The sequence below is a fragment of the Paraburkholderia tropica genome (assembly GCF_014171495.1).
Taxonomy (GTDB): Bacteria; Pseudomonadota; Gammaproteobacteria; order Burkholderiales; family Burkholderiaceae; genus Paraburkholderia; species Paraburkholderia tropica.
Genome location: NZ_CP049136.1, coordinates 966,905 through 990,339, shown reverse-complemented (window position 1 = coordinate 990,339; position 23,435 = coordinate 966,905). Strand labels below are relative to the sequence as shown.

Sequence of the window (23,435 nt, the reverse complement as noted above, 5' to 3'; positions counted from 1 at the left end):
CGCGCCTCAAGCATGCTTCATTTCGTCGATCAGCTTGTCGGCGAGACGCATCGACAATGCACACAGCGTCAGCGTGCAATTCACCGTGCCCGCGCTCGCCATCGTGCCGCTCGACGCGATGAAGAGATTCTCGTGATCGTGCGAACGCAGATCCTTGTCGACCACCGAATCACGCGGATCGTCGCCCATGATGAGCGTGCCCATGATGTGATTGTTGTTGAAGTACGAATCGTCGAAACGCACTTCCGTGCCGCCGAACAGGTCCGCGATATGCGCGTAATGACCGCGCGCGACCTTCGCCGCCCGATTGATGTAATCGTCGATGCGGTAATGCACTTCCGGACGCGCGATGCCCAGTTTGTCCTTGAATTCCGTGCTCGCCGTAATGCGGTTCTCGGGGTCCGGCAGAATGTCGAAGAAACTGTTCACCACGACCCAGCGCGAAGCGTAGTCGCGAATCTTCTCGTCGAGTTCCGCGCCGTAGACGCCCTTCGAAATCAGATAATCGCTCACGGCGCGCATCGGCGAATAATTACCGACGTTGAGTTTCATCGCCGAATATTCCGAACGGAATGCACCGTCGCGCAGATTGTTGATGCACGAGAGACGCATCGGACCACGACCCGGCCACATCGGTTCCGCGGACAGGAACGTCACCGTCGTGCCCGGGTGATCCATCAGATTGCGGCCCACCTGGTCCGAGCTGTTGCCAATCCCGTTCTGGAATTTGTCGCTCTTCGAAATCAGCATGAGCTTGGGCGTTTCGATCGCGTTCGACGCCAGCACGAAAATCTTGCCGGTCACGCGCTGCGTATTGCCGTCCGGGTCCTTGTAATGGACCGCGACGATGCGCGCGTTTTCATCGTGCTCGATGCGATACACCACGGCGTTCGGCAGCAGGCGCGCCTTCGCGGCTTCGGCCTTGCGAATGGCGGTTTCGCCCGTGTATTGCGCTTCGATCGGGCAGATCGGCATGCAGTTGCTGTTGCCGCAGCAGGCGGGACGACCGTCGAACGGCGCGGTATTGCGCGCAGCCGGTTCGGTTACGTGCTTGTAGCCCGCTTTCTCGACCACATCCTTGAACTTCTGGTCGAAGTCCGAGAGCGGCAGCGGCGGATGCGGATACGGCTTCGAGCGCGGCGAACCGAGGTCCTCGGGACCGCCCACGCCCATTTCGACTTCGGCCTCGTAGTAATACGGCTCAAGATCGTCGTAACTGATCGGCCAGTCGCGGCCCACGCCATACAGCGTTTTCAGCTTCATGTCGTTGGGCAGCAGACGCCACGACTGCGCGGACCAATGCCACGTCGTGCCGCCGACCATGCGCAGATAACCGGCCTTGTACTGTTCCGGGCCGCGCTGCACGAGATAGTCGTTGCTCGGCGAATACTGCGGATGCGGCGCGTGCTCCGTGGGCGGATACGGCGACTGGAAATCCGACTTAAATGGACTATTCCGATAATTTTCTACGATGCGCCAGCGCTCGATGCGCGGCCCCGCTTCGAGCATGAGCACGTCGATGCCCGCCTTGGCGAGCTTCTGTGCGATCTGACCGGACGCGATGCCGGCGCCGACGATCACGACGTCGGCGGATTGATTCGTTGCCATGGGATGCAGGGATCAGGAATGGGACAGCACTGGGGGCTTGGCCCAGTAGCCGGGCACGCCGCGCGCGTAGCTCGGCATGACGATGACGTCCGCGATCGGCGGATACATGAGCGCCTGTTCGTAGGCGACGGTGCGTGCGTTCTTGCCGCTGCCGACCACGCCGAGATACCACGCGGTCATCACTTTCTTCGGCAGTTTGGCGAGCGCGGGCTGCGAGGCGTCCAGCACCGTTTGCAGGCCGTTTGCAGGGGTATTCGTGCGTACGACGAAGTCGTTGAGCTGTGCGATGATCGCACTCGCGTTGGCATCGTCGACCTTGAGCCCGGCGAGAATCGCGCGGCCGATTTCGACGTCGAGCGCGGTCTTGCCGGTCAGGTATTGCGAAAGCTTGATGAAAGCGGCGAAGTCGGCATCGGCGTTCGCGGCGGCGGCTTGCGCGTGGGCCGCGCCGATCGAAGCGATCGCACCGAGGCCGGCCACGCTCAGCGTCGCGAGCACGGTCGTGCCGATCAGAAATTGCCGCCGCGAAGGCGCGAACGGCTGGGACGGAGGTTGCTGTGGGGACGTCATCACGTTTCCAGATTGTGCATTCCGGCTGCGCCACGGCGCCTCGTCCGAATTGTCAAATCTGTACTAACTAGTTAACAACGCGTGCAGTGTACTCGATGTGGCGGATTGGCGCACTCCCGCTTACAGAACAGCGTAGTGCAATTCCACCAAAGCGCCAAACCCCATTTCATTGGCGCCGTAAATCAGCGATGGCGTTACCAGCCGGGGTCGCCGCCCTGGCAGGTCAGCGCGCATCCCAGCGCACTCACGGTGCCGACGGTGCCCAGTCCCATGCCGAGCGCGATATTGCCCAGCGTCGACGAGCAACCCTGAAACAGAGTGGAAGAAGCGATAAGCAGCAGCAGGAGAAGCCTACGCAGCGGTAGACCGACGATTGTTCGAGACACGGGGGTAGCCTGTTAGAAAGGGAGTTCGTGACGTCCTTTTTTGTAGTTTCAGCATACGCGCGCGTCGCGCGGACGAAATCGCAATCATCAAGCGAGAAACGAAACTACTTACCAAACATTTCCCGTCGCTTGCAATTAGCTTTCTTTACCCTGCCGATCTGATTCACGGCGCATCCTGCACGCGCACGATGCGCGTCTTGTGCGTCTGCGGATCGCGCCAGACGAGCGTGGTTCGGTCCACCTCCGCGCGTTCCTGCTGCACGCTGCCGTGAATGAAGAAATAACTGGTGGTGACGTCGTACAGCGACGAATCGAGCGACACGCCGTCCATGCCCGCCGCCTCAAGCGCGAGCGTCACGTCGCTCATGTTGCGGAAAAACACGGTCTGGCGCGCGGCGACGAAGGTCTGCGCTTTCGCCAGCGTCATGCCCGGCACGATCGCGGCCAGCACCTCGGCGCTCGCGGTGTTCATGTTCACCGGCGTCGCGTTCGGCAGTACCGTAATGAACGGACGCAGCCGCGCCACCGCACCCGGCGTGAAACCGGGGATATCGAGCAGCGCGTTCACATCGGTCATCAGCAGCGATGCCGTTGCGCTGTGTTCGTCGTTGTCATCGTCGATGCCGAGTTGATCGGTGAAGCTGTCGCCGTCACCTTGCGTTTGCGAGGATTGCGCCGTCGACGCGCTGCCGCCCGACGTGCTCGCATTTTCGAAGCGCGTGGCCGAATGAGAAAGCCCCGAGCGCACCGCCAACGCGGTCTTGTTCGCGAGTTGCTGGTTGATGCCGAGCAGTTGCAGCAAGCGCTGGAACGCCTCCAGTTGCGTGACGTTCACCTGCAGCACGCCCGGCGACGGATTCGACACGAGGCTGCGCAGATTGAAACGCGATTGCGCGTCTTCGACCGAGCCCGACAGCCAGGTCGATCCGACCTGGCCGCTACCCTCGTTCTCCATCCCGCCGAGAAAATGGCTCAACCGCGTGCGCGCCACGGGCGTGCTCCACAAGCCGCCCAGATAAGTTGCGGTCGGCATGGTGTCGGCTTCGGTGTGCAGGATCAGCCGCGTCCAGTCGAGCGCGCCGCGCGCGACCCATTGCGCCTGCACGATCAGCCGCTGGTCCTCGATGCGGCGGACCTGCACCTGCTCGCGCCACACGATGCCCGACACCATGACCGCCGATAGCGCCATGACCAGCAGCGCGGTGATGATGGCTGCGCCGCGTTCGCGCCGCTTTTTCAGGCGCTGCTTTAGCGGCATCGTCACTCTCCCACCAGAAACGCGCGGTCGATGGGCCGCGCGAGCGACGACGACCGGATACTGACCTTGAACCCGGCCACGGCGCGCGGCAACGGCATCGCGGCCAGTTGCGGAATCGTCAGATTGTTGTCGTTGGTTTCGATGGCGTTGCGCACGTCTGCCATCTGCATCGTCCAGCCGCCCGGCGGCACGAACATACGGACCTGAATCTCGCCGACGCCACTCATGAGCGGCACCGCCGTCCACGTGCTGTCCGCGCCGCTGCGCATCGCACGACGCACCTGGCCGAAATTGCGCAGCGGCGGCGACGCATAACGCGTCACCAGCCCATTGGCGACCTCATAGCGCACCACTTGAAGACGCGGCGCGCGATCCTGCCCGACCGCATACGTGCGCACGATCTGCAGGCCCGAACGCTCAGCGACGATCGCACTGCCGCCGGTTTCGTCATCGGAGACCGCTTGCCGCGCGTCGATGCGCATCTGATCGAACAACTGCGCAAATACGCGCTCGTCGTCCATCGAACGCGAGATCGCATCGCGGCCGCGCGCGATGGCGTCGAGTCCGCGCCAGGAAAGCACGGCGACCACCGCGAGAATCGCGATAGCCACCATCAGTTCGATCAGCGTAAAGCCGCGCGTACGCGCACGCGGTTTGGCGCGGCGTCTAGAGCGAGCGGTTATTTTCATCGTCGAGCATCGTCATGACTTGCGCCAGCGTTTCTTTGCGGCCTGGCGTCGTGACCGATATTTCCACGCGCCGGAATTGCGCGTTGGGCGTCGTGCTCACACGCTGCGTACACATCAGCGCGAGATTGCCTTCGGAGCAATCGAACTGCCGCACACCAGGCGCGGGCCACGCGTGCGTGAGGCGCAATTCCGTCAAGGCGTTATCGGCCGTCCAGCCCGCGAGCATGCGCCGATGTAATTCGGCATCGCTCGACGCCAGATTGCCGACCGCGCGCAGCGAAGCCGCGAGCGCCACGGCAATAATCGCAAGCGCGACGAGCACTTCGATCATCGTGAAACCGCGCGCGCATCGATTGACCTGTCGAGATCCGCGCGTGGCCACGGATCCCGACGCGGCCGTTACGGAAGCCGCACTCGAACACACTGCGCTCAATTCTTGTACCCGTCCGTCAACGTCTTCAGGAACGCAATGATGTCATCGATATCCTGCTCGGACATCGCGGGCTTGTCGCCGAATTTGCGATCGAACGGCGCGTCCGCCACATCGATATTCGCCGCGTATTTCGGCGGAATATCGTTGTACTTTTCCACCTTGCCCGCCGCATCGCGCGGATAGATCTTTTCCGGGCTCGTCTCGCGCAGATTATAAAAATCCATCACCTGTTTGAGGTCGCGATACACGCCGTTATGGAAGAACGTCTGACGCGTCGAGACATTGCGCAGCGTCGGCGTCAGGAACATGCCGCAATACTGCGTCTGAGTGGCGAGATCATGACGATAGGGACCGCAAACGCCCATGTCGAAAAATTTCGCGTCCTTGTTCTGCGCAAGCGCCGGATTACGCGGCACGCCCAATGCCTCGTATTGCGTATCGGTAAAGAGCGGCGGCAATCCATCGCGACCCGGCTGACTCAAATGGCAACCCGCACAATTCGCCTTGTCCTGATTGTTGAACAGACGCAGACCGCGCAATTCCGCCGGACTCAAACGCGCTTTGCCTTCGAGCCATTCGTCGTATTTGCTGTTGAATTCATGGAACGAGGCATCTTCGATCTGATAGCGACTGACGGCCGACATCGCTTCATCGACCAACATCACCGGCGAATGCAGCATCGCCGGTCCAAAGAGCTTCTTCAGTTTCTCGGCATAACCCCCGCGCAATAATTTCTGCGCGACTTCGGCTTCGCTCGTATTCGCCATTTCCACCGGATTGAACAGCGGCCCCATTGCCTGCGCCTGCAAGGTATCCGCGCGGCCGTCCCAGAACAGGCCGCCTTGCGGCACCATCGCGGGCGCGGCCGGCGCGACGCCGGCGTTCTTCTGCGCGCGCGCCACGCCTTGCGCCTGCTGTGCCGTATCGGTGAGGCTCACCGGCGTCGTGTCCATATCCACGGGATCGGGGCCGATGCTGAAGTTCGCCTGACGATACAGATAGGTCAGCGACGGCGGCGGCCGGTAACCCTCGAGCGTCAGATGCTCGCCGCCCAACTGCACGGCGAGCGCGTTCGGCGGACCATAAGCATGCTGAGGGCTATGGCACGACGCGCAAGATTGCGTACCCGACGCGGAGAGCGACGGATCGTAGAAAATCTGTTTGCCGATTTGCGCCAGCAAGCTCAACGGCGCATTCTGCGGCCGCATCAGATGAACCGGATGCGGGTTCACGCCAAACTCGTTTTCGAGCATTTCGCCGACGGCTTTCGGCATACGCTCCGGATACGCAAACGCGTAGACCGCGCACGTCATCATCAGCAGCAGAACGGCCAACGCGCTCCAGAGCACGAGGCGATATCGGCGCGGCGCGCCCGCATTCTGCGAGCTAAGCGCGGTCGACGGCGGAACAACATTCGAGCTTGAATTCATGGCGACAACAACTAAGAGATAAACAGCGAATAGGCGAAAAGCGAGTCGGCGTCCTGCGCCAACCCGCTGCTCAGACCACGCGTCGAGCGTGGCCGTGCCGCTAGTTCGTCACCGATATGGCCGGCGCCGAAGACAGCTTCGTGCCGTAGTTCGAATCCAGATACAGCTTGCCGGTATTGCCGCTGCCGCTGAAATTGAACATCGCGGTGATACTGCCCGCCGTATCGTCGAACGAACCGCTGCCGATGCGCGTGCCGCCCAGCCAGTTGTCTTCGATAAAGCGCGTGATCGATGCCTGCGTAATCGCCGTGCTATCCACGTAATTGCTGCGCGCCCACGGCGAAATCACGATGAACGGCGTGCGCGTGCCCGGGCCGCAACGGCCGTTGACCGGCGAGCCCGTCACGCCCAGCGGCGCCGTACCCGTACCGCAGGTGCTCGTGCCGTTCAGATAGTCGTTGCTCGAATACGAGGAACTCGTCGGCGTGATGTACTGGTGGTCGTACCAGCCGTCCGAATCGTCATAAGCGATGATCACGGCCGTGTTCTTCCAGTCCGGCTGCTCTTCGAGGAAGTTCACGACGTTGGTTACGAAAGCCTGCTCGTCGAGCGGATCGGAATTACCCGCGTGCGCGTCCTGCACCGCCGGCGCCTTCAGGAAACTCACCGACGGGAAATTGCCGGCCTTCACCGCCGTGTAGAAGTCGTTGATGTCGTACTGGTGATGCACCGGCGTGGACGTGCTGTCCTTCGGTTCGGTGTAGCCGATATAGGCCGTCGAGGTCGGGCGCGTGTGCGCGGGATTCGAGGTCGTCGTGTAGTACTGGAACCACGCGTGGTGCGGCACATAATCGACAATCGACGAATTGAGCACCGACGAATACGTGCTGCGCGTGCAGCCGGTCGTGCCGTTCGCGTTGACGGTGTCCAGATTGAAGCCGCCCATGAAGCCGCCCCACGTAATGCCCGCCGAATTCAGCAGATCGCCGATATTTTTGTTCGACGACGACATCGCGGCCGTGACCGTCGTGCTGCTGTCGTTCGAGATCGTGCAGGCGTCGTTGGTGGGATCGAGGTCGCCAATCAGCGAGAAGCCGTCCGCGCCGTCGGCAATCGCCTGCGTGCTCAGCGACGTGCCGCTCGAAATGGTCGTGCTGTTGGTGCTCGTGCCCGTCGTCAAGGTCACACCGTTGGTCTGACCGGAGATGACTTCAAGCGCGCCCGGCGTGGACGGACCGAACGTGCCCGTATAGGCGTTGTCGTTCATCGCGAACTGCTGCGCGTAGTTCCACATCGCGGTGACGGTATTGCCGTCGAAATAGCCCATCACCATGCCCTTCGTGTCGAACACGCCGGAGCCGGTCGTGGTGGCTTTACCCGTGTAATACGGGAATTCGTCCATCGCGCCGTTGTCTTCGGCTTCCTGCTCGGGGCTGTAATTGTGGTTCTGCGAAGCGGTATTCGCCTGCGAACGGTCGATACGGAACGGCTCGAGATAGGCGGCCGTAATGCCCGAAATCGTGAGATTCGTGGCATTGTATGAATTCGGGTTGTCGGTCAGCAGCGTGGTGGTCAGGCCATTGACCGTCGGCGTGCCGGAAGCCGCCGTGAAGGCCGGCTCGCCCGACGGATTATCCGCGTTCGGATAAGTCCCGAAGTAATGATCGAATGACTGGTTCTCACCGTAGATCACCACGAGATGCTTGATCGGCGTGGCGGTCGTCAACGCATCTTGCGCGCTGACGGTGGTGCTGTTCGTGCTGCTGCCGCACGCGGCTAGCCAGCTTGCAATCGCAGCCAGTGCGATGGCTGTCACTTTTCGGCGCATCAAAATCCCCTTCTTTTACGTTGATTTACTGTTTTTGAATGACCACTGCTTCGCTCTTTTCGCAGCGCGGGAATGATGCATTGCCAATGTGACGTCGAAACGTATCGAATATTTCAGGTACAACACCGGTTATTCACGATTCTTTCAAGATGCATTCCTTCCAAAAAAATACGGGTTTGAAAGCGTAAAAGCGTGCTGCGCGTTGTCATGTTTATAAGCAATACTGCGCTTCGCGCAACGAGATTTAAACCGTTGCGCGATCAACGCCGTAAGAACACGAGTTAATCAATCAGGAGGAGCGTCTCGTGAAGTTCAAAGCCTTGATTGCATGCGTTGTATTGGGCGGTGCCGCCGTGAGCGCCATGGCCCAGTCCTATCCGGGCGGCGGCGATTCAAACGGTGCGCCGCCGCGTCCGCCTTGCGGTGGTCCGCCGCCTGGACCGCCGCCGGGCCACCCGCCGTCCGACGACGCCAACTCGCATTTCGACGGCGCCACGCCGCCGCATCATCCGGATGGTCCTCCGCCCAACGGGCCGCCGCCCGATTGCCACCAGAGCGCGAATTGAAGCGCACGCCGACCGCACCGGTCGGCGTTGGACACCTGCTTACGCTTTCCACCTATTCACTACATCCGCGTAATAAATAGCGGGCGAAATCATCGTGGATAGAAATGTTCATTAATTTTCATTCCCACGAATCGTCACTGTTCAGCCACGCGAAAAAAATAGACTTCGTCGCTCCAGAGAATTCAGTCAGTTACGCCGCGCATGTCCGATTAGATTTCAGGCGACGCCCGCTTCACGCTCTCGTCAGCCGAAGCACCCCGTTATTCGCAGTGCGATTCAAACCTATTACCGTGGCTCGCCCCTAAGCCAATGCTTGCACACCTTCTCGACGCCCACGCGACCATGACAGCTCTTCAACGCGATCCGGCGCCGCGCATTCCCGTATTGCGCTCGACCGCGGCGCGACTCGCCGCAGCCGCCAGCTTCGCCATTTACGCGCACGCCGCCGACGCTTCCGTCGTCATGAACTTCGCGCACGCGGACATCAGCGTCGTGGCGCGCGCAATTGGCGAAGCCACGGGCAAAACCATCATTGTCGACCCCCGCATCAAAGGCCAGCTCGATCTGGTCTCGGCCAATGCGGTGCCCGACGACGAAGCGCTCAAGACCCTGCAATCGGCGCTGCGCATGCGCGGCTTCTCGCTGTTGCAGGACCACGGCGTGCTCAAGATCGTGCCGGAAGTGGACGCAAAGAATCAGGGCGTGCCGACTTACGTGGGCAATGAACCGGTCGCGCGCGGCGATCAGGTCATCACGCAGGTGTTTCAGCTGCATCGCGAGTCGGCCGCCACGCTGCAACCGACGTTGCGGCAACTGGTGACGCCCAACAACACAATCACCGCGAACGCAAGCAACAACACGCTCGTCGTGACCGATTACGCCGACAACGTGCGTCGCATCGCGACCATCATCGCGGGCATGGAAGCGGCGTCCGCGCCGCACATCGCAGTCGTGCAACTGAACTACGCCGACGCCACCGACGTCTCCCAGCAAGCCACGAAAATGCTGGATCTGAGCGGCATCGGCAATAACGATCCGACGCAGAAAGTCGTGGTCACGCCCGACACGCGCAGCAATGCGGTGTTGTTGCGTTCGAGCAGCGCGGCACGGCTGGACGAAGCGCAATCGCTGATCGTCAAGCTCGATACGCCCACGCGCGCGCCCGGCAATATCCATATCGTCACCTTGCGCAATTCCGATGCGACCGATCTCGCCAAGACGCTGCGCCAGATCCTCGGCCAGTCAAGCGGCAGCAGCGATTCGCTCGCGAGCGCGCTCGGTAGCAACGCACAGAGTTCATCGGGGCTGCCCAACAGCAATGGATCGTTGCCGCCGTTGCCGAGCGGATCGGATACGTCGTCGACCAAGAGCACGAGTTCGTCCACTTCGGGCAATTCGAGCGGCAGCGGTTCAGCGGATGCGCATTCCAGCGACGATCAAAGCGACAAAGGCAGCAACGAAATCGTCGCCGACACGTCGACTAATTCGCTGATCATCACCGCGCCCGATCCGGTGTTTCGCAATCTGAGCACCGTGATCGCGCGACTTGATCAACGCAAGGTTCAGGTCTATATCGAATCGCTGATCATGGAAGTCACCTCGGAAAAAGACGGTGAATTCGGCATTGAATGGATGACGACATCCGGCCTGGAATCGCTCGCCGAAACCACGACCGATGTGGGCGTGGTGGCGGGCTTCGGCAATATTCTCGGCACCAAAGGGCTGTTTCGCGCGCTGCAAACGAATTCCGACGTGAACGTGCTGTCCACGCCGAGTCTCGTCACGCTCGACAATCACGAAGCGCGCATTCTCGTGGGCAGCAACGTGCCGATCGAATCCGGTTCGTATTCCACGAGTTCGTCGAGTTCATCGGCGGCGAATGCGTTCAATACGTATTCGCGCACCGACGTCGGCATCATTCTGAACGTGAAGCCGCGCATCAACGAAGGCGGCACGGTCACCATGCAGGTCTATTCGGAAGATTCGAGCGTCGAGAGCGGCACCGGCGATCAATCGGGCGGCTATACCATCGACAAGCGTTCGTTGCAGACCACGATTCTCGCGGACGATGGCCAGATCGTGGCGCTCGGCGGCCTCATCAGCGACAGCTATACGAACGGCAACACGCGCACGCCGTGGATCTCGAAGATTCCGGTGCTCGGCGCACTGTTCCGGCACGAAACCAAGAGCCGCGAGAAGAAGGATCTGCTGATCTTCCTGCGGCCCGTCATCGTGCGCGACGGCGCGACGCTTCAGGCCATCGCCGCCGATCGTTATGGCTATATGCAGGCGCGCTCGGCCAACTACAAATCCGATAACTGGCTGGTCAAGGACGACACGGTGCCCGCGCTGCCCGCCCTGCAAGGGCACGACGGCGAGATCGTCGATCTGACCCGCGTGCGCCGCGCGGCGGTTCTGCCGCCCGCCACGGACGGCGTGCCGCCTTCCATCGCGCCGTAACCCGCCGGCGAACCAACCCGGCGCGGCCGCCAGGGGCCGCGCCCGCGCGCAAATTGCGCGGCGGCACATCCTTAGCAGAATTCCTTCGTTTGCGGCCCAGGCGGCGTTGCCTACACTGCGGATCATCTTGTCATAACAAGTCCGCGATACGCCGACCCCACAAGCCGATGGCCAATACCAATCTCGTCGAGCTGGCGCCCCAGCCGCTCTATGCGCAGATCAAGGAGACACTGCGCGCGCGCATTCTCGACGGCGCTTATCCGCCGCACAGCCGCATGCCGTCCGAACACGAACTCTGCGCGATGTTCGGCGTGAGCCGTATCACCGTGCGTCAGGCGCTCGGCGACCTGCAAAAAGAAGGGCTCGTCTTCAAGCTGCATGGCAAAGGCACGTTCGTCTCCAAGCCGCGCGCGTTCCAGAACGTGACTTCCCTGCAAGGTTTCGCGGAAGCGATGTCGTCGATGGGCTACGAGATCGTCAATCAGTTGCGGCGCTTTCGCGTGACGAAAGCCGACCGCCATATCGCCGCGAAACTCGGCCTGCCCGAAGGCGCGAACGTGACCGAAATTCGCCGCGTGCGCCTGCTCAATCGCGAACCCGTTTCGCTCGAACTCACGTGGTTGCCCGAGTCGCTCGGCAAGCGTCTGGCGAATGCCGATCTCGCCACGCGCGACATCTTTCTGATTCTCGAAAACGATTGCGGCGTCGCGCTCGGCCACGCCGATGTGTCGATCGACGCCATGCTCGCCGACGATGAAATCGTCAACGCGCTGCGCGTGGAAGAAGGCAGCCCCGTGCTGCGCATCGAACGCACCACGCACGACGCGCAAGGCACGCCGATCGACTTTGAATATCTCTACTTTCGCGGCGACGCATTCCAGTACCGCTTGCGCGTGGACCGCGAAAAAGCCGCTCAACCGCGAGCGCGCGGCCGTTCGCAAACGAGGAAAACGCAATGAATACCGAAGTGCTCGACTACGACGTCGTGGTGATCGGGGGCGGCACGGCCGGCCCGATGGCGGCGATCAAGGCTAAGGAGCGCAATCCCGCACTCAAGGTGCTCGTGCTCGAAAAAGCGCACGTGAAGCGCAGCGGCGCGATTTCGATGGGCATGGACGGCCTGAATAACGCCGTGATTCCCGGCCACGCCACGCCCGAGCAATATACGCGCGAAATCACCATCGCGAACGACGGCATTGTCGATCAGGAAGCGGTGTATGCCTATGCGAAGCACAGCTTCACAACGATCGAGCAACTCGACCGCTGGGGCGTGAAATTCGAAAAGGATGGCAATGGCGATTACGCGGTGAAGAAGGTGCATCACATGGGTGCGTATGTGCTGCCCATGCCCGAAGGCCACGACATCAAGAAGATTCTGTATCGGCAGCTCAAGCGCGCGCGCATCGAGATGACGAATCGCATCGTCACCACGCGCCTGCTGACCGACGCACAAGGCGCTGTTTGCGGCGTGCTCGGCTTCGACTGCCGCACGGCGCAATTCACGGTCGTGCGCGCGAAAGCCGTGATTCTCTGCTGCGGCGCGGCAGGACGCCTTGGCTTGCCCGCGTCCGGCTATTTGATGGGCACGTACGAGAATCCGACCAATGCCGGCGACGGTTATGCCATGGCGTATCACGCGGGCGCGGCGCTCGCGAATCTCGAATGCTTCCAGATCAATCCGCTGATCAAGGATTACAACGGCCCCGCGTGTGCTTACGTAACGGGACCGCTCGGCGGCTTCACGGCGAATGGTAAAGGCGAACGCTTCATCGAATGCGATTACTGGAGCGGCCAGATGATGTGGGAGTTTTACCGCGAACTGCAAAGCGGCAACGGACCGGTATTCCTGAAACTCGATCACCTCGCCGAAGAAACGATTCAAACCATCGAGCAGATTCTGCACACGAACGAGCGGCCGAGTCGGGGGCGTTTTCATGCGGGACGCGGCACCGATTATCGCGAGCAGATGGTGGAAATGCATATCTCCGAAATTGGTTTTTGCAGCGGCCATAGCGCCTCGGGCGTGTATGTCGATGCGCGCGCGCAAACCACGGTGCCGGGTCTTTATGCGGCGGGCGACATGGCGGCCGTGCCGCACAACTATATGCTCGGCGCGTTCACCTACGGCTGGTTTGCCGGAGAAAACGCCGCGGAATATGCTGCAAGCCGCGAACACGCGCCGCTCGATAGCGAGCAGGTCGAAGCCGAACGCGCGCGCATTTACGCGCCGCTCGAACGCGCGGACGGTTTCGCGCCCTCGCAAGTCGAATATAAATTGCGCCGCATGGTGAACGATTATCTGCAACCGCCGAAAGCGACGCGCAAAATGGAAATTGGCTTGCAACGCTTCGAGGCGATCGAAGAAGATATCGGCGCAATCAAGGCCAACAATCCGCATGAACTGATGCGCGCCGCCGAAGTGCGAGCGATTCGCGACTGCGCGGAAATGGCCGCGCGCGCGTCGCTGTTTCGCACCGAGAGTCGCTGGGGCCTGTATCACCATCGCGTGGACTTTCCGCAGCGCGACGACGAACAGTGGTTCTGCCACACGCATTTGCGCAAGGACGAAGCGGGCCGCATGGTCAGCGAAAAGCGCCCCGTCGAGCCGTATATCGTGCCGGTTTCGAACGACGAGCGCGGCGCGTACGACCGCATGCGCATCCAACGCGAAGAAGCACTAGTCACGCACTAATCGCCGGCCGCCATCAGGAAACGATCATGAGCTTCACGCCCCACGACATTTTTCAGCGCAGCAGCGCGCCGGTGACCATCGACGAAGAACGCTGCATTGCGGATAAAGGCTGCACGGTTTGCGTCGACGTCTGCCCGCTCGATCTACTCGCCATCGACACCTCGAAAGGCAAGGCATACATGCAGTTCGACGAATGCTGGTATTGCATGCCCTGCGAGCGCGATTGCCCGACCGGCGCGGTGAAAGTCGACATTCCCTATCTGCTTCGATAGCGATGGAGACGCATTCGACGATCGCCCGCCCATCGCCATTAATTAGCCATCCTGTTCAATGATTGATCCGACTCTCACCGATTTGCCGCCCGAAGCCGCCGCCGTGCTCGCGCGGCTCGCCAGCGAAGACGCAACCGTGCGCCGGATTGCGGTGCTCGATATTGGCGACCTCGAAGCGCCCGAGCTTGTCGGCATGCTCGTCGGCACGTTGCGCGACGACGCCGCGCCGGAGGTGCGCCGCGAAGCGGCCACCGTGCTGGCGTCGTGGGAAAGCGAAACCGTGACCGAAGCGCTCTGCGCTGCGCTGCTCGACGCCGACGACAACGTGCGCGACGCGGCGGCGCAAGCGCTTTCTGAACTCAAGGACGCGACGTCCGCGCCGGTGCTGCGCCGCTGGGCGCAGCGCGCCGAACCGTTCGTGCGACGCGCGGCGTTGCGCGGCCTGCGCGAGTTGCGTGACGCAAGCGCCTTCGAACCGGCGCTCGACGCACTCGCCGACACTCATGCCGACGTGCGCCTCGAAGCGGTAGCCGTGCTCGGCTGGCTCAAGGATGCGCGCGCGCTGCGACCGCTCGCCAACGTCGCCGCACACGACACGCAAGCGGTCGTGCGCCGCGCCGCCACCGGCGCGCTGGGTTTCGGCCCGATCGACGACGCCACGCTCGGCGACGCCCTGCTGCATGCGCTGCGTGACGCCGACTGGCAGGTGCGCGAGGAAGCGGCCACCACGCTCGGCAAGCTGCCCGTGGCGCGCGCGCGCGATCCGCTGATCGCAGCGCTCGCGGACGATTACTGGCAAGTGCGCCTGCGTGCCGCGCGGGCGCTCGGTCGCATGGGAGACGTGCAGGCTGCGTCCGCCCTGATCGCGCTGCTCGACCACTCGATCAGCAATTTGCGCAAGGAAGCGGCGCTGGCGCTCGGCGAACTCGATACGTCCGAGGTCATCGCGCCGTTGCGCGCGGCGCTCGAAGACCGCGATCCGGAAGTGCGCAAAGCGGTGCGCATCGCGTTGCAGCAGCGCGAAGGACGGACGCCGTGAACGCGCCGGTCGAACTACGCCAGGCGCGCGACGCGCTCTCGCTGGTCTGGCCGAACGGCGACGTGCAGCGCATCGCGCACGCCGCGTTGCGGCGCGCCTGCCCGTGCTCGGCGTGCAGAAGCACGCGCCTCGCAGGCGGCGTAATCGACGTCGCCGACGATGTCACGGTGCGCGACATTGCGCCGATGGGTTACGGCGTGCAACTCGTATTCAGCGACGGCCACGATCGCGGCATTTTTCCGTGGCCCTGGTTCGAAGCGTTCAGCGCAAACGGCTAAACGCGGTTGCCGTTCTTCAGTCTTCGCACTTGATATCCTGCTTGCGCACGACGATGATCGCCGGAAACGTGCCGTGTTCCAGCTCGATCTTCGCGACCACGGTGGTCGTCACGCTGTCGCTGTCGTCATAAATGCTGACTTTATCCTTGCGCAGATTCGTGAGACCCACGCAATTCTTCGCGCGGCTATCGTCGGTGACGTCGCACTGGATCTGGTGGTCCGAGAAGTATTTGTAGCGATCGCGCTCGGGCAGCGCGAGGTACTCGCTCATGCTCGACGCCGCGCCGCCCACGCCGCTGACGGTGCCGATCGAGCACGATTGTTGCGCCGCGTTACCGGCGCCTTGCGCGTAGGCGAGCGTGGCGCCAGTCATCGAAAGCGTGGCGAGAGCGAAGGCGGGAAAGAATTTCATGGCGCGCATGCGGTTGCAATACCGGAAGTGAGTCGAAGTGAGGCATTGTAATGGCATCGCGCAGGCGCGGCCCGCAGGCGCACATGGACTTGCCAGCCGCGCGGCGAATGGTCATGCTTGCGGCTGATCCGAACCCACGCCCGCCAAACGCCTTCATGACCGATCCGCATTCACGCCCCACTGCGGCGGACCGCATCGCCCCCGCCGTCTGGAAAGTCGCGGCGGTGGTGTCACTCGGCTCGTTCATGTCGCAGATGGACTCGACGCTCGTGAACGTGTCGCTGTCCACCATCGGCCACGCACTCGACGCGCATCTCGCCACCGCGCAATGGATCGTGACCGGCTACCTGCTGGCGATGGCGCTCACGCTGCCGCTCAACGGCTGGCTCGTCGACCGTGTCGGCGCAAAACGCCTGTACGTGTTCTGCTTTTCCACCTTCACGTTCGCTTCGGCGCTGTGCGGCCTCGCGCACAGCATGAGCGCGCTGATCGCGGCGCGGCTCTTTCAGGGGCTGATCGCGGGCATCCTCGTGCCGATGGCGCAGATGATGATCGGACGCGTCGCGGGTAAACATCTCGAACGCGTGATGGGTTACGCCACGCTGCCGATTCTGCTCGGGCCGATACTCGGTCCGATGCTGGCCGGTGCGATTCTCGCGCGCGCCGAATGGCCGTGGCTCTTTTTCGTCAATGTACCGATTGGCGCGTTGGGTGTGGCGATGGCCTGGCGTCTGCTGCCGCGCGATGCGGATACGCACGCGCGGCGCAACTTCGATTTCCTCGGCTTCGCGCTGATTTCGCCGGGCCTCGTCGCGCTCGTGTATGGCTTGCAGAACGCCGCGCGCGGCGAGGGACAACGCTGCGTGCTCGCGGGTGCGCTGTTGCTCGCGGCATTCATCGCGTACTCGCTGCGCAAGCGCGACGCCGCGCTCATCGACGTGCGTATTTTCTCCACGCGGGTCTTTTCGATTGCCGCCGTCACGCAATGCTGCGCGAACGGCATGCTGTTCGGACGCCAGCTCGTCGTGCCACTGTATCTGATGCTGGCGTGCGGACTGAGCGCGGCGCAGGCGGGCACGCTGCTCGCAGCGACGGGCGTCGGCATGATGGCCGCGTTCGCGGTGCTCGGGCCATTGACGCAGAAGTTCGGCTGCCGCGCGCTGGCTGCCGGCGGCGCGCTGCTCGCATGCGCGGCCACGCTCGTGTTCGCGTGGATGGCCGCGCACACGTATTCCACGGCGTGGGCGTTCGCGAGTCTGGTGCTCGCCGGATTCGGCCAGGGCACGATTAGCGTGCCGTCGATTTCGGCAGCTTACGCCTCGTTGCCGAAAGCGAATTTGCCGACCGCCAACACTGCGTTGAACATCGCGCAGCGCATCGGCGGCCCGCTCGCGACGACGATGATTTCGCTGACCGTTGCGCTCGCGATGCGCGACACGTCGGTCGCGCAGTCACAGCATTTCGTGCCCGCGTTCGTGTTGCTCGCCGCGCTGCACGGCCTGTGTCTGCTCGCGACGCTGGGCCTGCCGGTGCGTGTGATTCGGCAATAAGCGCTTATGAATGCGACAGCGCCGCGTCCGCCTCTTCGTGCTCAAGCGGCTTCGTCGCGCCCTTCACCGCAATCCCCGCAGCCGCCAGCGCGTCGCCCGCATGTTCACGCAGATCGTCGGTCGCAAACGCCGCGTCGGGATCGCGCACCCACACGCTCATGCGCAGCCGCACGCCGCCATCGTCCGGATAACGATCGACGACGATCGCCGGCGCGAGCGTCGTGCCCGCCAGCACGCGCGGTTCGTCGGCGATCATTTTCTTGAGCGCGCCAATCGCCGCATCGACCTGTTCGCGCCGCGCGAGATCGATCGTCACGTCTACGCGCTGCGTGCCGCCGCTGCTGTAGTTGATGACCGGATTGCTCCAGATCTGACTGTTCGGCACGAACACGGCGTTGCCGTCGCCGCGCTCGATACGCGTCGTGAACAGCCCCACTTCGCGCACGATACCCGCCGCCGCGCCGCTGCCTTCGATCACGTCGCCCGCGCGAAACGGCCGCAAAAAAAGCAGCATGATGCCCGCCGCGATGTTCTGCAGCGTGCCTTGCAGCGCGAGCCCGATGGCCAGACCCGCCGCGCCGAGCGCCGCGAGCACGCTCGCCGTTGCAATGCCCACTTCGCTCAGCGCGGCCACGATCGCGATCACGCGCACGGCCCACGCCATGATGCCGGCGAGCATCGGTGCGAGCGTCGGGTCCGCGTGCGAGCGCGCCAGCATGTGCTCGGACAGTTGCGCCACGCGATTCGAAATCCACCAGCCCACTGCGAGGATCAGCGCCGCCACGACCAGATGCACGACATCGTGCGTCGCCGAATCGAGCAGCGTAGGCTGCAAATGAAACAGTCGATTGAAAAAATCTTCCATGGTCGATCACCAGCCCGTTGCAAAAAATTGCGCAAAAAGGACGCGAGCCTGCACTGCACCCCACGCCGCGTAACGCGGCGATCAAACGGGGCCAGTCTGCAAGCTCGCACTGGTGATATCGGAGCAGGTCCCATGCCTGCGTCTTTCGATGCGGTTACATCATTCGATACACGCGCCGCACACGCGTTTCGTGAACAGCCTTCAGATCCTTACTCTGCGTATTCACGATTGGCCGCGAAATTGGGCACGCTTTCGTGTTCTTTGCGTTCTTCGCGCACAACACGCGTGCCGCGCACGAAGCGTCGGCCGTGCGGGCCATACACCGCTTCCGGTTCCGGAAAGAGCGACAGCATCGCGAGATACAGCAGGCCGCCGACCGCGAACGAAATCGGCACGCTCAGATCGCAGCCGCCCGCCAGCGAGCCGAGCGGCCCGACGAACTGACCCGGCAGATTCACAAACGAGAGGCCAATGAATGCAGCAGGCAGCCACGCACCCATCGCACGCAGATTCCAGCCGCGCGTGAACCAGTAATGACCGCCGCGACCGCCGCGATTGAAGACCTGCAGATCGTCGGCGAGATAGAAGCCGCGTCGCTGCATGAAGCCGATCACCATGATCGCCATCCACGGGCAGCTGAACGTGCAGATGAGCGTCGAGAACGTCGACACGCTTTCCACCAGATTGAACGCGAAGCGGCCGATGAAGATGAACGCAATCGCCAGCGTGCCGATCAGCAGCGTGGCGCGCACGCGGTTGAGGAACTTCGGGAACATGCTCGACATGTCGAGGCCCGTGCCGTACAGCGCGGTCGTGCCCGTCGACATGCCGCCGATAATCGCGATCAGGCACATCGGCAACAGGAACCAGCGCGGCGACACGGCCAGCAGCCCGCCCACATAATCGTTCGACGTGATGTAGCTCGGTGCGTGCGTGGCGATGATAGTCGCCGTCGCCAGGCCGAAGAAGAACGGCACGAAGGTCGCGATCTGCGCGGCATAGACGGCGCCCATCACGCGGCGACGCGGAATGGTCTCGGGAATGTAGCGCGCCCAGTCGCCGAGCGTCGAAGCGAACGACACCGGATTGCTCAGCGCCACCAGCGTCGCGCCGATGAAAGCCGCCCAGAATCCCGCGCTGCCTTGTTGCAGCGTACCCGCGTAGTGAAAATCGAAAGTCTTCGCGAAGGCGAAGGCGCCGAGAATGAACATCAAACTCGCGGCCCACACGGCGATCTTGTTCACCCACAGCATGAAGCGGAAACCGTAGATGCACACGACCAGCACGAGCACGGCGAACACCATGTAAGCCGAGCCGAGCGTCCAGCCGTTCACGGGCACGCCCACCATGTTGTGCGCGCCGCCGACGAGCGCATCGCCCGAACTCCACACCGCGAGCGAGAAGAACGCAATCGAGGTGAGCAGCGCGAGAAACGAGCCGACGATCCGGCCATGAATGCCGAAGTGCGCGCCCGACGAAACCGGATCGCTGGTGCCGTTACGCGGACCGAACGAACTCATCGGCGCGAGCATGAAGGTGCCCGCCAGGACGCCGATCACGATCGACCAGAGGCTCGCCTGAAACGACAGCCCGACGAGCACCGGAAACGCGCCCAGCACGGAAGTCGAAAAGGTATTGCAGCCGCCGAACAGCAGCCGGAAAAGATCGATGGGACGCGCGTAGCGCGAAACGTCGGGAATGCGTTCGAAACCGAATGTTTCGATCTGCGTAATGCTCGTGTTGTCAGCCATGTGTCTCACTCCTTGCGCATCGATGCGATGCGCTGTCTTCACCTTGACGGTCACTCTAAATCACGCGAGTGCGCGCCATATTGCGTATTCGAAACGTTCACATCACGCGTGGCCAATGTATCGATGCGGGCGCGATACAGCGGCCACGCGGTGCTTCTCAGGCCGCCGCGCGCTCCCCTCCGTGCGCGCCATAAACGTTGAGCAAGTCCTCGCAAAACGCGCGCACGATGGGCTTGTCGACGGTGCCGCGTTTGGTCGCGAGATGCAGCGGCACGTCGAAGCCGAAGGCCGCGCGTCCGAGCACGCGTATCAGGCCGCGCTGTTCGAACGGCTCCGCGTGATGCTCGGGCAGATAGCCGAGATGACTGCCCGAGAGAATCAGCACCGTGGCCGCGTCGATGCTGTCCGCGATGGCCGTGACCTGGCGCTCGCCGATGCTCGCGAGTTCCTCGGGCACCGGATAGCTGCGCCAGATCCAGTCATGCGTGCGCAGATCGTCGAGCGTCGCGTTGGGCGCTTCGTGAAAGAGCGGATGCCCGCGCCCGCAGCAGATCACCTGGCGCTCGCTGAAGAGTTCGGTGTAATCGAGCCCCGGCACGCGATGCCAGAAGTAACCAATCGCCAGATCGAGCTGATGATTGACGAGGCTTTCTTCAAGCTCTTGCGGCGGCGCGACGCGCATGGCGAAACGCACGGCCTGATCGCGCTTGCGAAACGCGCCGATCGCTTCCGCGAGACGCGCGTTCTCCACATGCGAGGCCTGGCCGATCAAGCCGATCGACAGCGTGCCGACCAGCTTGCGATCGATGTCACGCACCTGCGCGACGAATTGCGAGGTCGCCGAAAGCAGCGCGCGCGCCGACGCCACGAAGCGCTCGCCTTTCGACGTGAGACGAAAGCCGCCGCGACCGCGCTCGCATAGCGTAAAGCCCACGCGCGCTTCGAGCGCCGAGAGCTGCGAGCTGATGGTGGACTGCCGCACGCCGAGTGTGGCTTCGGCGGCGGTGATGCCGCGCGCGTCCACGACGGCCAGGAAGACCCGCACGAGTCGCAGGTCGAGATCGGAAGTATTGGAGAACATGCCGCTGCGCCGCCGTCACTTACATGGGGAAACCCATCGCCTTGATGCCCTTGATCCAGGCGCGCTTCCAGCCGCCTTCGGCATCGGCGCCGTCGAACGCATGGAAGGTCACTTTCGCGGCGAGCCAGCGCACCGGCTCCGGCGGGATATACGTGGGGCTCTGATTGGCGATGTCGAGCGTGCGCTCGGGGCTCTGGCGATCGAACAGAATGTTCAGGCCCATGAACGCGCCGAAGCGGCTCGCGGCCACGCCGAAACCCGTGTAGCCCGCGACGAACACCGCCTTGTCGCCGAGATAACGCTTGGCGAACACCGAGCCGCGTGAGCAGTAATCGATCGGACCGCCCCACGCGTGCGAGAAACGCACGTCGCCGAGTTGCGGAAAGGTCTTGTAGAACGCCTGCGCGAGACGGTAATAGGTTTCGCGCTGCTGGTCCTGCTGCGGATCCGGATTGCCGTCGAAGTGATAGCTCACCAGGCCGCCGAAAATGATGTTGTTGTTCTTCGTGAGGCGGAAATAATTGAGCTGCGTGCGCGTGTCGTAAATGCCCTGACGATTCTTCCAGCCGATGCGCGCGAGTTGTTCGTCGGTGAGCGGCTCGGTGGCGAGCACGTGATCGCGCACCTGCAGCACGCGGCGATTGATGTCGGCGATGCCCACCTTCGCGGTGCCGCTGCCGAACAGCACGCGCTTCGCGCGCACGCTGCCTTCGGGCGTCTTCACGAACACGCTCTCGCCTTCGTCGGTCACGCTCGTGAGCGGGCTGTGTTCGTAGAGCCGCACGCCGAGTTTGAGCGCCGCGCGCTTGAGTCCCCACGCGAGCTTCGCCGGATGCACGATGCCGCTGCGATTGCGCGACCAGAGCGCGCCCGCGAACAGCGGCGAATTCAGTTGCTCGCGCGTGGCCTGCTCGTCGAGCATCACGACGTTGTGGCCGTATTCGGTGTGCAGATCGTAATCGGCCTGCAGATGCGCGACATGCTCGGGATCGACGGCTACGGTCATTTCGCCGTTCCATTCGATATCCGCGTCGATGTCGTAGCGCTTGAGCGTCTCTTCAAAACCGTCGAGATTGCGCTGGCCGAATTCTTCGAGTTCGGCGATGTCGTCGGGGAATACGCGCACTGCGTTCGGCAGGCCGTGCATCACCGAAGTCGAGATGATGCCGCCCGCGCGGCCCGATGCGCCATGCGCGACCTGGCCCGCTTCGATCAGCACCACGTCGAGTTCCGGCATCTGCTCCTTCGCCTGCACCGCGGCCCACAAACCCGTGAAGCCGCCGCCGACGATCAGCAGATCGGCGCGCGTGTCGCTCGTGAGCTTCGGCTCGGCGGGCGGTTCGGCGGGATTGTCGAGCCAGTACGGAAACAGCCGGGTGCGGGCGAGCGCTTCTTCCACGCCCAGCGCGACCGGTTGGCGCGCGGCGGGGCGCGCGTCGATTGCATCGGCAGGCATGCCCGCTTCGAAGAGTTGGGCGCGGTCATTCATGATGCGTCTCCTATTCCAGTGCCGGGGCGGCGCCATGCAGTGCGTCGCGGTAAAAGCGGCTGTTCGTGACGGGGACGGAAGCCCGCGCGCCGCAGGCGGCGGGCGAGACAGGGCGATTCGCGGTGGGGCTCATGATGGCTTCGCTGCTTGAGGCGGGTTGAGGCGGGTTGAGGTGGAACTGAAGCGATACGTAAAGCGACATTCGAATCAAGCCGCGCCGCCCACACGAGGACGGCGCGGCTTGCTGAATTACTGCTGCGGTTCGAGCAGGACGTAGAACTTCTTCGCGTCCTCGACCGTTTCCCAGCGGCCGGCGAAACCGGCGGGCAGCAGATAGCCCTGGCCCGCGGTGAATTCCTTGCGGCCGCCGTTCACGTCGGTCAGCGCGATCTTGCCTTCGACGAGCCACACGGCTTCGTCGGCGCCCGTGGCCGGGAATTCGACCGCGCCGACCTTGCCTTCCCACCAGCCCACCACGTAATTGCCGCTCTTGCCTTCGGCGCCACGCCAGTCGCCTTCGTCCATGCCGTAGTCGAGCTTGGTGTAATCGCCCAGACCTGCGCCCAGTTCCTTGACGTCGTGAATCAGCTTGCTCATGTTGGTTTCCTTCGATGTGTCGGTTTCAAATGATTCGGTGGCGCCAAAGTTACCGACTCGCGAGGCGACGGTATGCCCCCCTCAGGGGGGGCAATATGCCTTTTGCGGCATTTTCGTCATGTTTCCAGGGTTTTCCCTTGCTCGCGCTTGCCTGTTGCCGCAACGGCGATCGATGCGTGCA

General features: G+C 62.9%; 22 protein-coding genes. 8 read left to right on the top strand and 14 right to left on the bottom strand.

Annotated features, from left to right (window positions below; all coding sequences use genetic code 11):
• Positions 1-6 precede the first annotated feature (6 nt).
• The 8 genes from G5S35_RS27915 to G5S35_RS27880 all read right to left on the bottom strand — a co-directional run bounded on the left by G5S35_RS27915 (position 7) and on the right by G5S35_RS27880 (position 8,202).
• Positions 7-1,608, bottom strand: a complete 1,602-nt coding sequence (locus tag G5S35_RS27915; protein WP_065058816.1) for a GMC family oxidoreductase — start codon at positions 1,606-1,608, stop codon at positions 7-9.
• A 12-nt stretch (positions 1,609-1,620) separates the two neighbouring features.
• Positions 1,621-2,178 (bottom strand): sugar dehydrogenase complex small subunit, encoded by a 558-nt coding sequence (locus tag G5S35_RS27910; protein ID WP_065058815.1) that lies wholly within the window; start codon positions 2,176-2,178, stop codon positions 1,621-1,623.
• 194 nt (positions 2,179-2,372) lie between these two features.
• On the bottom strand, positions 2,373-2,564 hold the full coding sequence (locus tag G5S35_RS27905; RefSeq protein WP_124263269.1) for a hypothetical protein: 192 nt from the start codon (positions 2,562-2,564) through the stop codon (positions 2,373-2,375).
• Positions 2,565-2,727: 163 nt separating this feature from the next.
• Positions 2,728-3,822 carry a type II secretion system minor pseudopilin GspK gene (gspK, locus tag G5S35_RS27900; RefSeq protein ID WP_183039540.1) on the bottom strand — a complete coding sequence of 365 codons (1,095 nt, stop codon included), beginning with the start codon at positions 3,820-3,822 and terminating at the stop codon, positions 2,728-2,730.
• A gap of 2 nt (positions 3,823-3,824) precedes the next feature.
• The gene (locus G5S35_RS27895; protein ID WP_074986914.1) at positions 3,825-4,511 is read right to left on the bottom strand and encodes a PulJ/GspJ family protein; all 687 of its coding nucleotides are present in this window, start codon (positions 4,509-4,511) and stop codon (positions 3,825-3,827) included.
• Entirely contained in the window at positions 4,489-4,842 is a 354-nt protein-coding gene (gspI, locus tag G5S35_RS27890; RefSeq protein ID WP_080180900.1) for a type II secretion system minor pseudopilin GspI, read from the bottom strand. The genes G5S35_RS27895 and gspI overlap by 23 nt, the downstream gene beginning before the upstream one ends.
• A 98-nt stretch (positions 4,843-4,940) precedes the next feature.
• Entirely contained in the window at positions 4,941-6,374 is a 1,434-nt protein-coding gene (locus G5S35_RS27885) for a cytochrome-c peroxidase (protein ID WP_183039539.1), read from the bottom strand.
• A 100-nt stretch (positions 6,375-6,474) separates the two neighbouring features.
• Positions 6,475-8,202 carry an alkaline phosphatase family protein gene (locus G5S35_RS27880; protein ID WP_065058811.1) on the bottom strand — a complete coding sequence of 576 codons (1,728 nt, stop codon included), beginning with the start codon at positions 8,200-8,202 and terminating at the stop codon, positions 6,475-6,477.
• A gap of 362 nt (positions 8,203-8,564) precedes the next feature.
• On the opposite strand from G5S35_RS27880, the gene G5S35_RS27875 reads away from it, so the two are divergent.
• From G5S35_RS27875 to G5S35_RS27845, 7 genes are all read left to right on the top strand, one after another.
• Positions 8,565-8,768, top strand: a complete 204-nt coding sequence (locus tag G5S35_RS27875; RefSeq protein WP_183039538.1) for a hypothetical protein — start codon at positions 8,565-8,567, stop codon at positions 8,766-8,768.
• 342 nt (positions 8,769-9,110) lie between these two features.
• Entirely contained in the window at positions 9,111-11,228 is a 2,118-nt protein-coding gene (locus tag G5S35_RS27870) for a secretin N-terminal domain-containing protein (RefSeq protein WP_176081797.1), read from the top strand.
• Positions 11,229-11,395: 167 nt separating this feature from the next.
• Positions 11,396-12,187, top strand: a complete 792-nt coding sequence (locus tag G5S35_RS27865) for a GntR family transcriptional regulator (protein WP_065058809.1) — start codon at positions 11,396-11,398, stop codon at positions 12,185-12,187.
• The gene (locus tag G5S35_RS27860) at positions 12,184-13,920 is read left to right on the top strand and encodes a fumarate reductase/succinate dehydrogenase flavoprotein subunit (protein ID WP_065058808.1); all 1,737 of its coding nucleotides are present in this window, start codon (positions 12,184-12,186) and stop codon (positions 13,918-13,920) included. Before G5S35_RS27865 ends, G5S35_RS27860 begins: the two co-directional genes overlap by 4 nt.
• 26 nt (positions 13,921-13,946) lie before the next feature.
• Entirely contained in the window at positions 13,947-14,192 is a 246-nt protein-coding gene (locus tag G5S35_RS27855; protein WP_065058806.1) for a 4Fe-4S dicluster domain-containing protein, read from the top strand.
• A 58-nt stretch (positions 14,193-14,250) separates the two neighbouring features.
• Complete coding sequence (locus G5S35_RS27850; protein WP_183039537.1) at positions 14,251-15,231, top strand: HEAT repeat domain-containing protein; 981 nt, start codon at positions 14,251-14,253, stop codon at positions 15,229-15,231.
• Positions 15,228-15,509, top strand: a complete 282-nt coding sequence (locus G5S35_RS27845; protein WP_074986921.1) for a DUF971 domain-containing protein — start codon at positions 15,228-15,230, stop codon at positions 15,507-15,509. The genes G5S35_RS27850 and G5S35_RS27845 overlap by 4 nt, the downstream gene beginning before the upstream one ends.
• A 16-nt stretch (positions 15,510-15,525) precedes the next feature.
• On the opposite strand, the gene G5S35_RS27840 is transcribed toward G5S35_RS27845, so the two are convergent.
• Positions 15,526-15,921, bottom strand: coding sequence for a hypothetical protein (locus G5S35_RS27840; RefSeq protein WP_065058873.1), 396 nt, complete (start codon positions 15,919-15,921; stop codon positions 15,526-15,528).
• Positions 15,922-16,076: 155 nt separating this feature from the next.
• Between G5S35_RS27840 and G5S35_RS27835 the strand changes: the two genes are divergently transcribed.
• On the top strand, positions 16,077-17,471 hold the full coding sequence (locus G5S35_RS27835) for a DHA2 family efflux MFS transporter permease subunit (RefSeq protein ID WP_183039536.1): 1,395 nt from the start codon (positions 16,077-16,079) through the stop codon (positions 17,469-17,471).
• 4 nt (positions 17,472-17,475) lie between these two features.
• On the opposite strand, the gene G5S35_RS27830 is transcribed toward G5S35_RS27835, so the two are convergent.
• The 5 genes from G5S35_RS27830 to G5S35_RS27810 form a co-directional block, all read right to left on the bottom strand.
• Positions 17,476-18,336, bottom strand: a complete 861-nt coding sequence (locus G5S35_RS27830; protein ID WP_183039535.1) for a mechanosensitive ion channel family protein — start codon at positions 18,334-18,336, stop codon at positions 17,476-17,478.
• Positions 18,337-18,545: 209 nt separating this feature from the next.
• Positions 18,546-20,087 (bottom strand): purine-cytosine permease family protein, encoded by a 1,542-nt coding sequence (locus G5S35_RS27825; protein WP_080180882.1) that lies wholly within the window; start codon positions 20,085-20,087, stop codon positions 18,546-18,548.
• Positions 20,088-20,244: 157 nt separating this feature from the next.
• Positions 20,245-21,168 carry a LysR family transcriptional regulator gene (locus G5S35_RS27820; RefSeq protein WP_183039534.1) on the bottom strand — a complete coding sequence of 308 codons (924 nt, stop codon included), beginning with the start codon at positions 21,166-21,168 and terminating at the stop codon, positions 20,245-20,247.
• A 19-nt stretch (positions 21,169-21,187) separates the two neighbouring features.
• Complete coding sequence (locus tag G5S35_RS27815) at positions 21,188-22,624, bottom strand: NAD(P)/FAD-dependent oxidoreductase (protein WP_237181758.1); 1,437 nt, start codon at positions 22,622-22,624, stop codon at positions 21,188-21,190.
• Positions 22,625-22,906: 282 nt separating this feature from the next.
• Entirely contained in the window at positions 22,907-23,254 is a 348-nt protein-coding gene (locus G5S35_RS27810; protein WP_074986924.1) for a cupin domain-containing protein, read from the bottom strand.
• Positions 23,255-23,435: the final 181 nt, after the last annotated feature.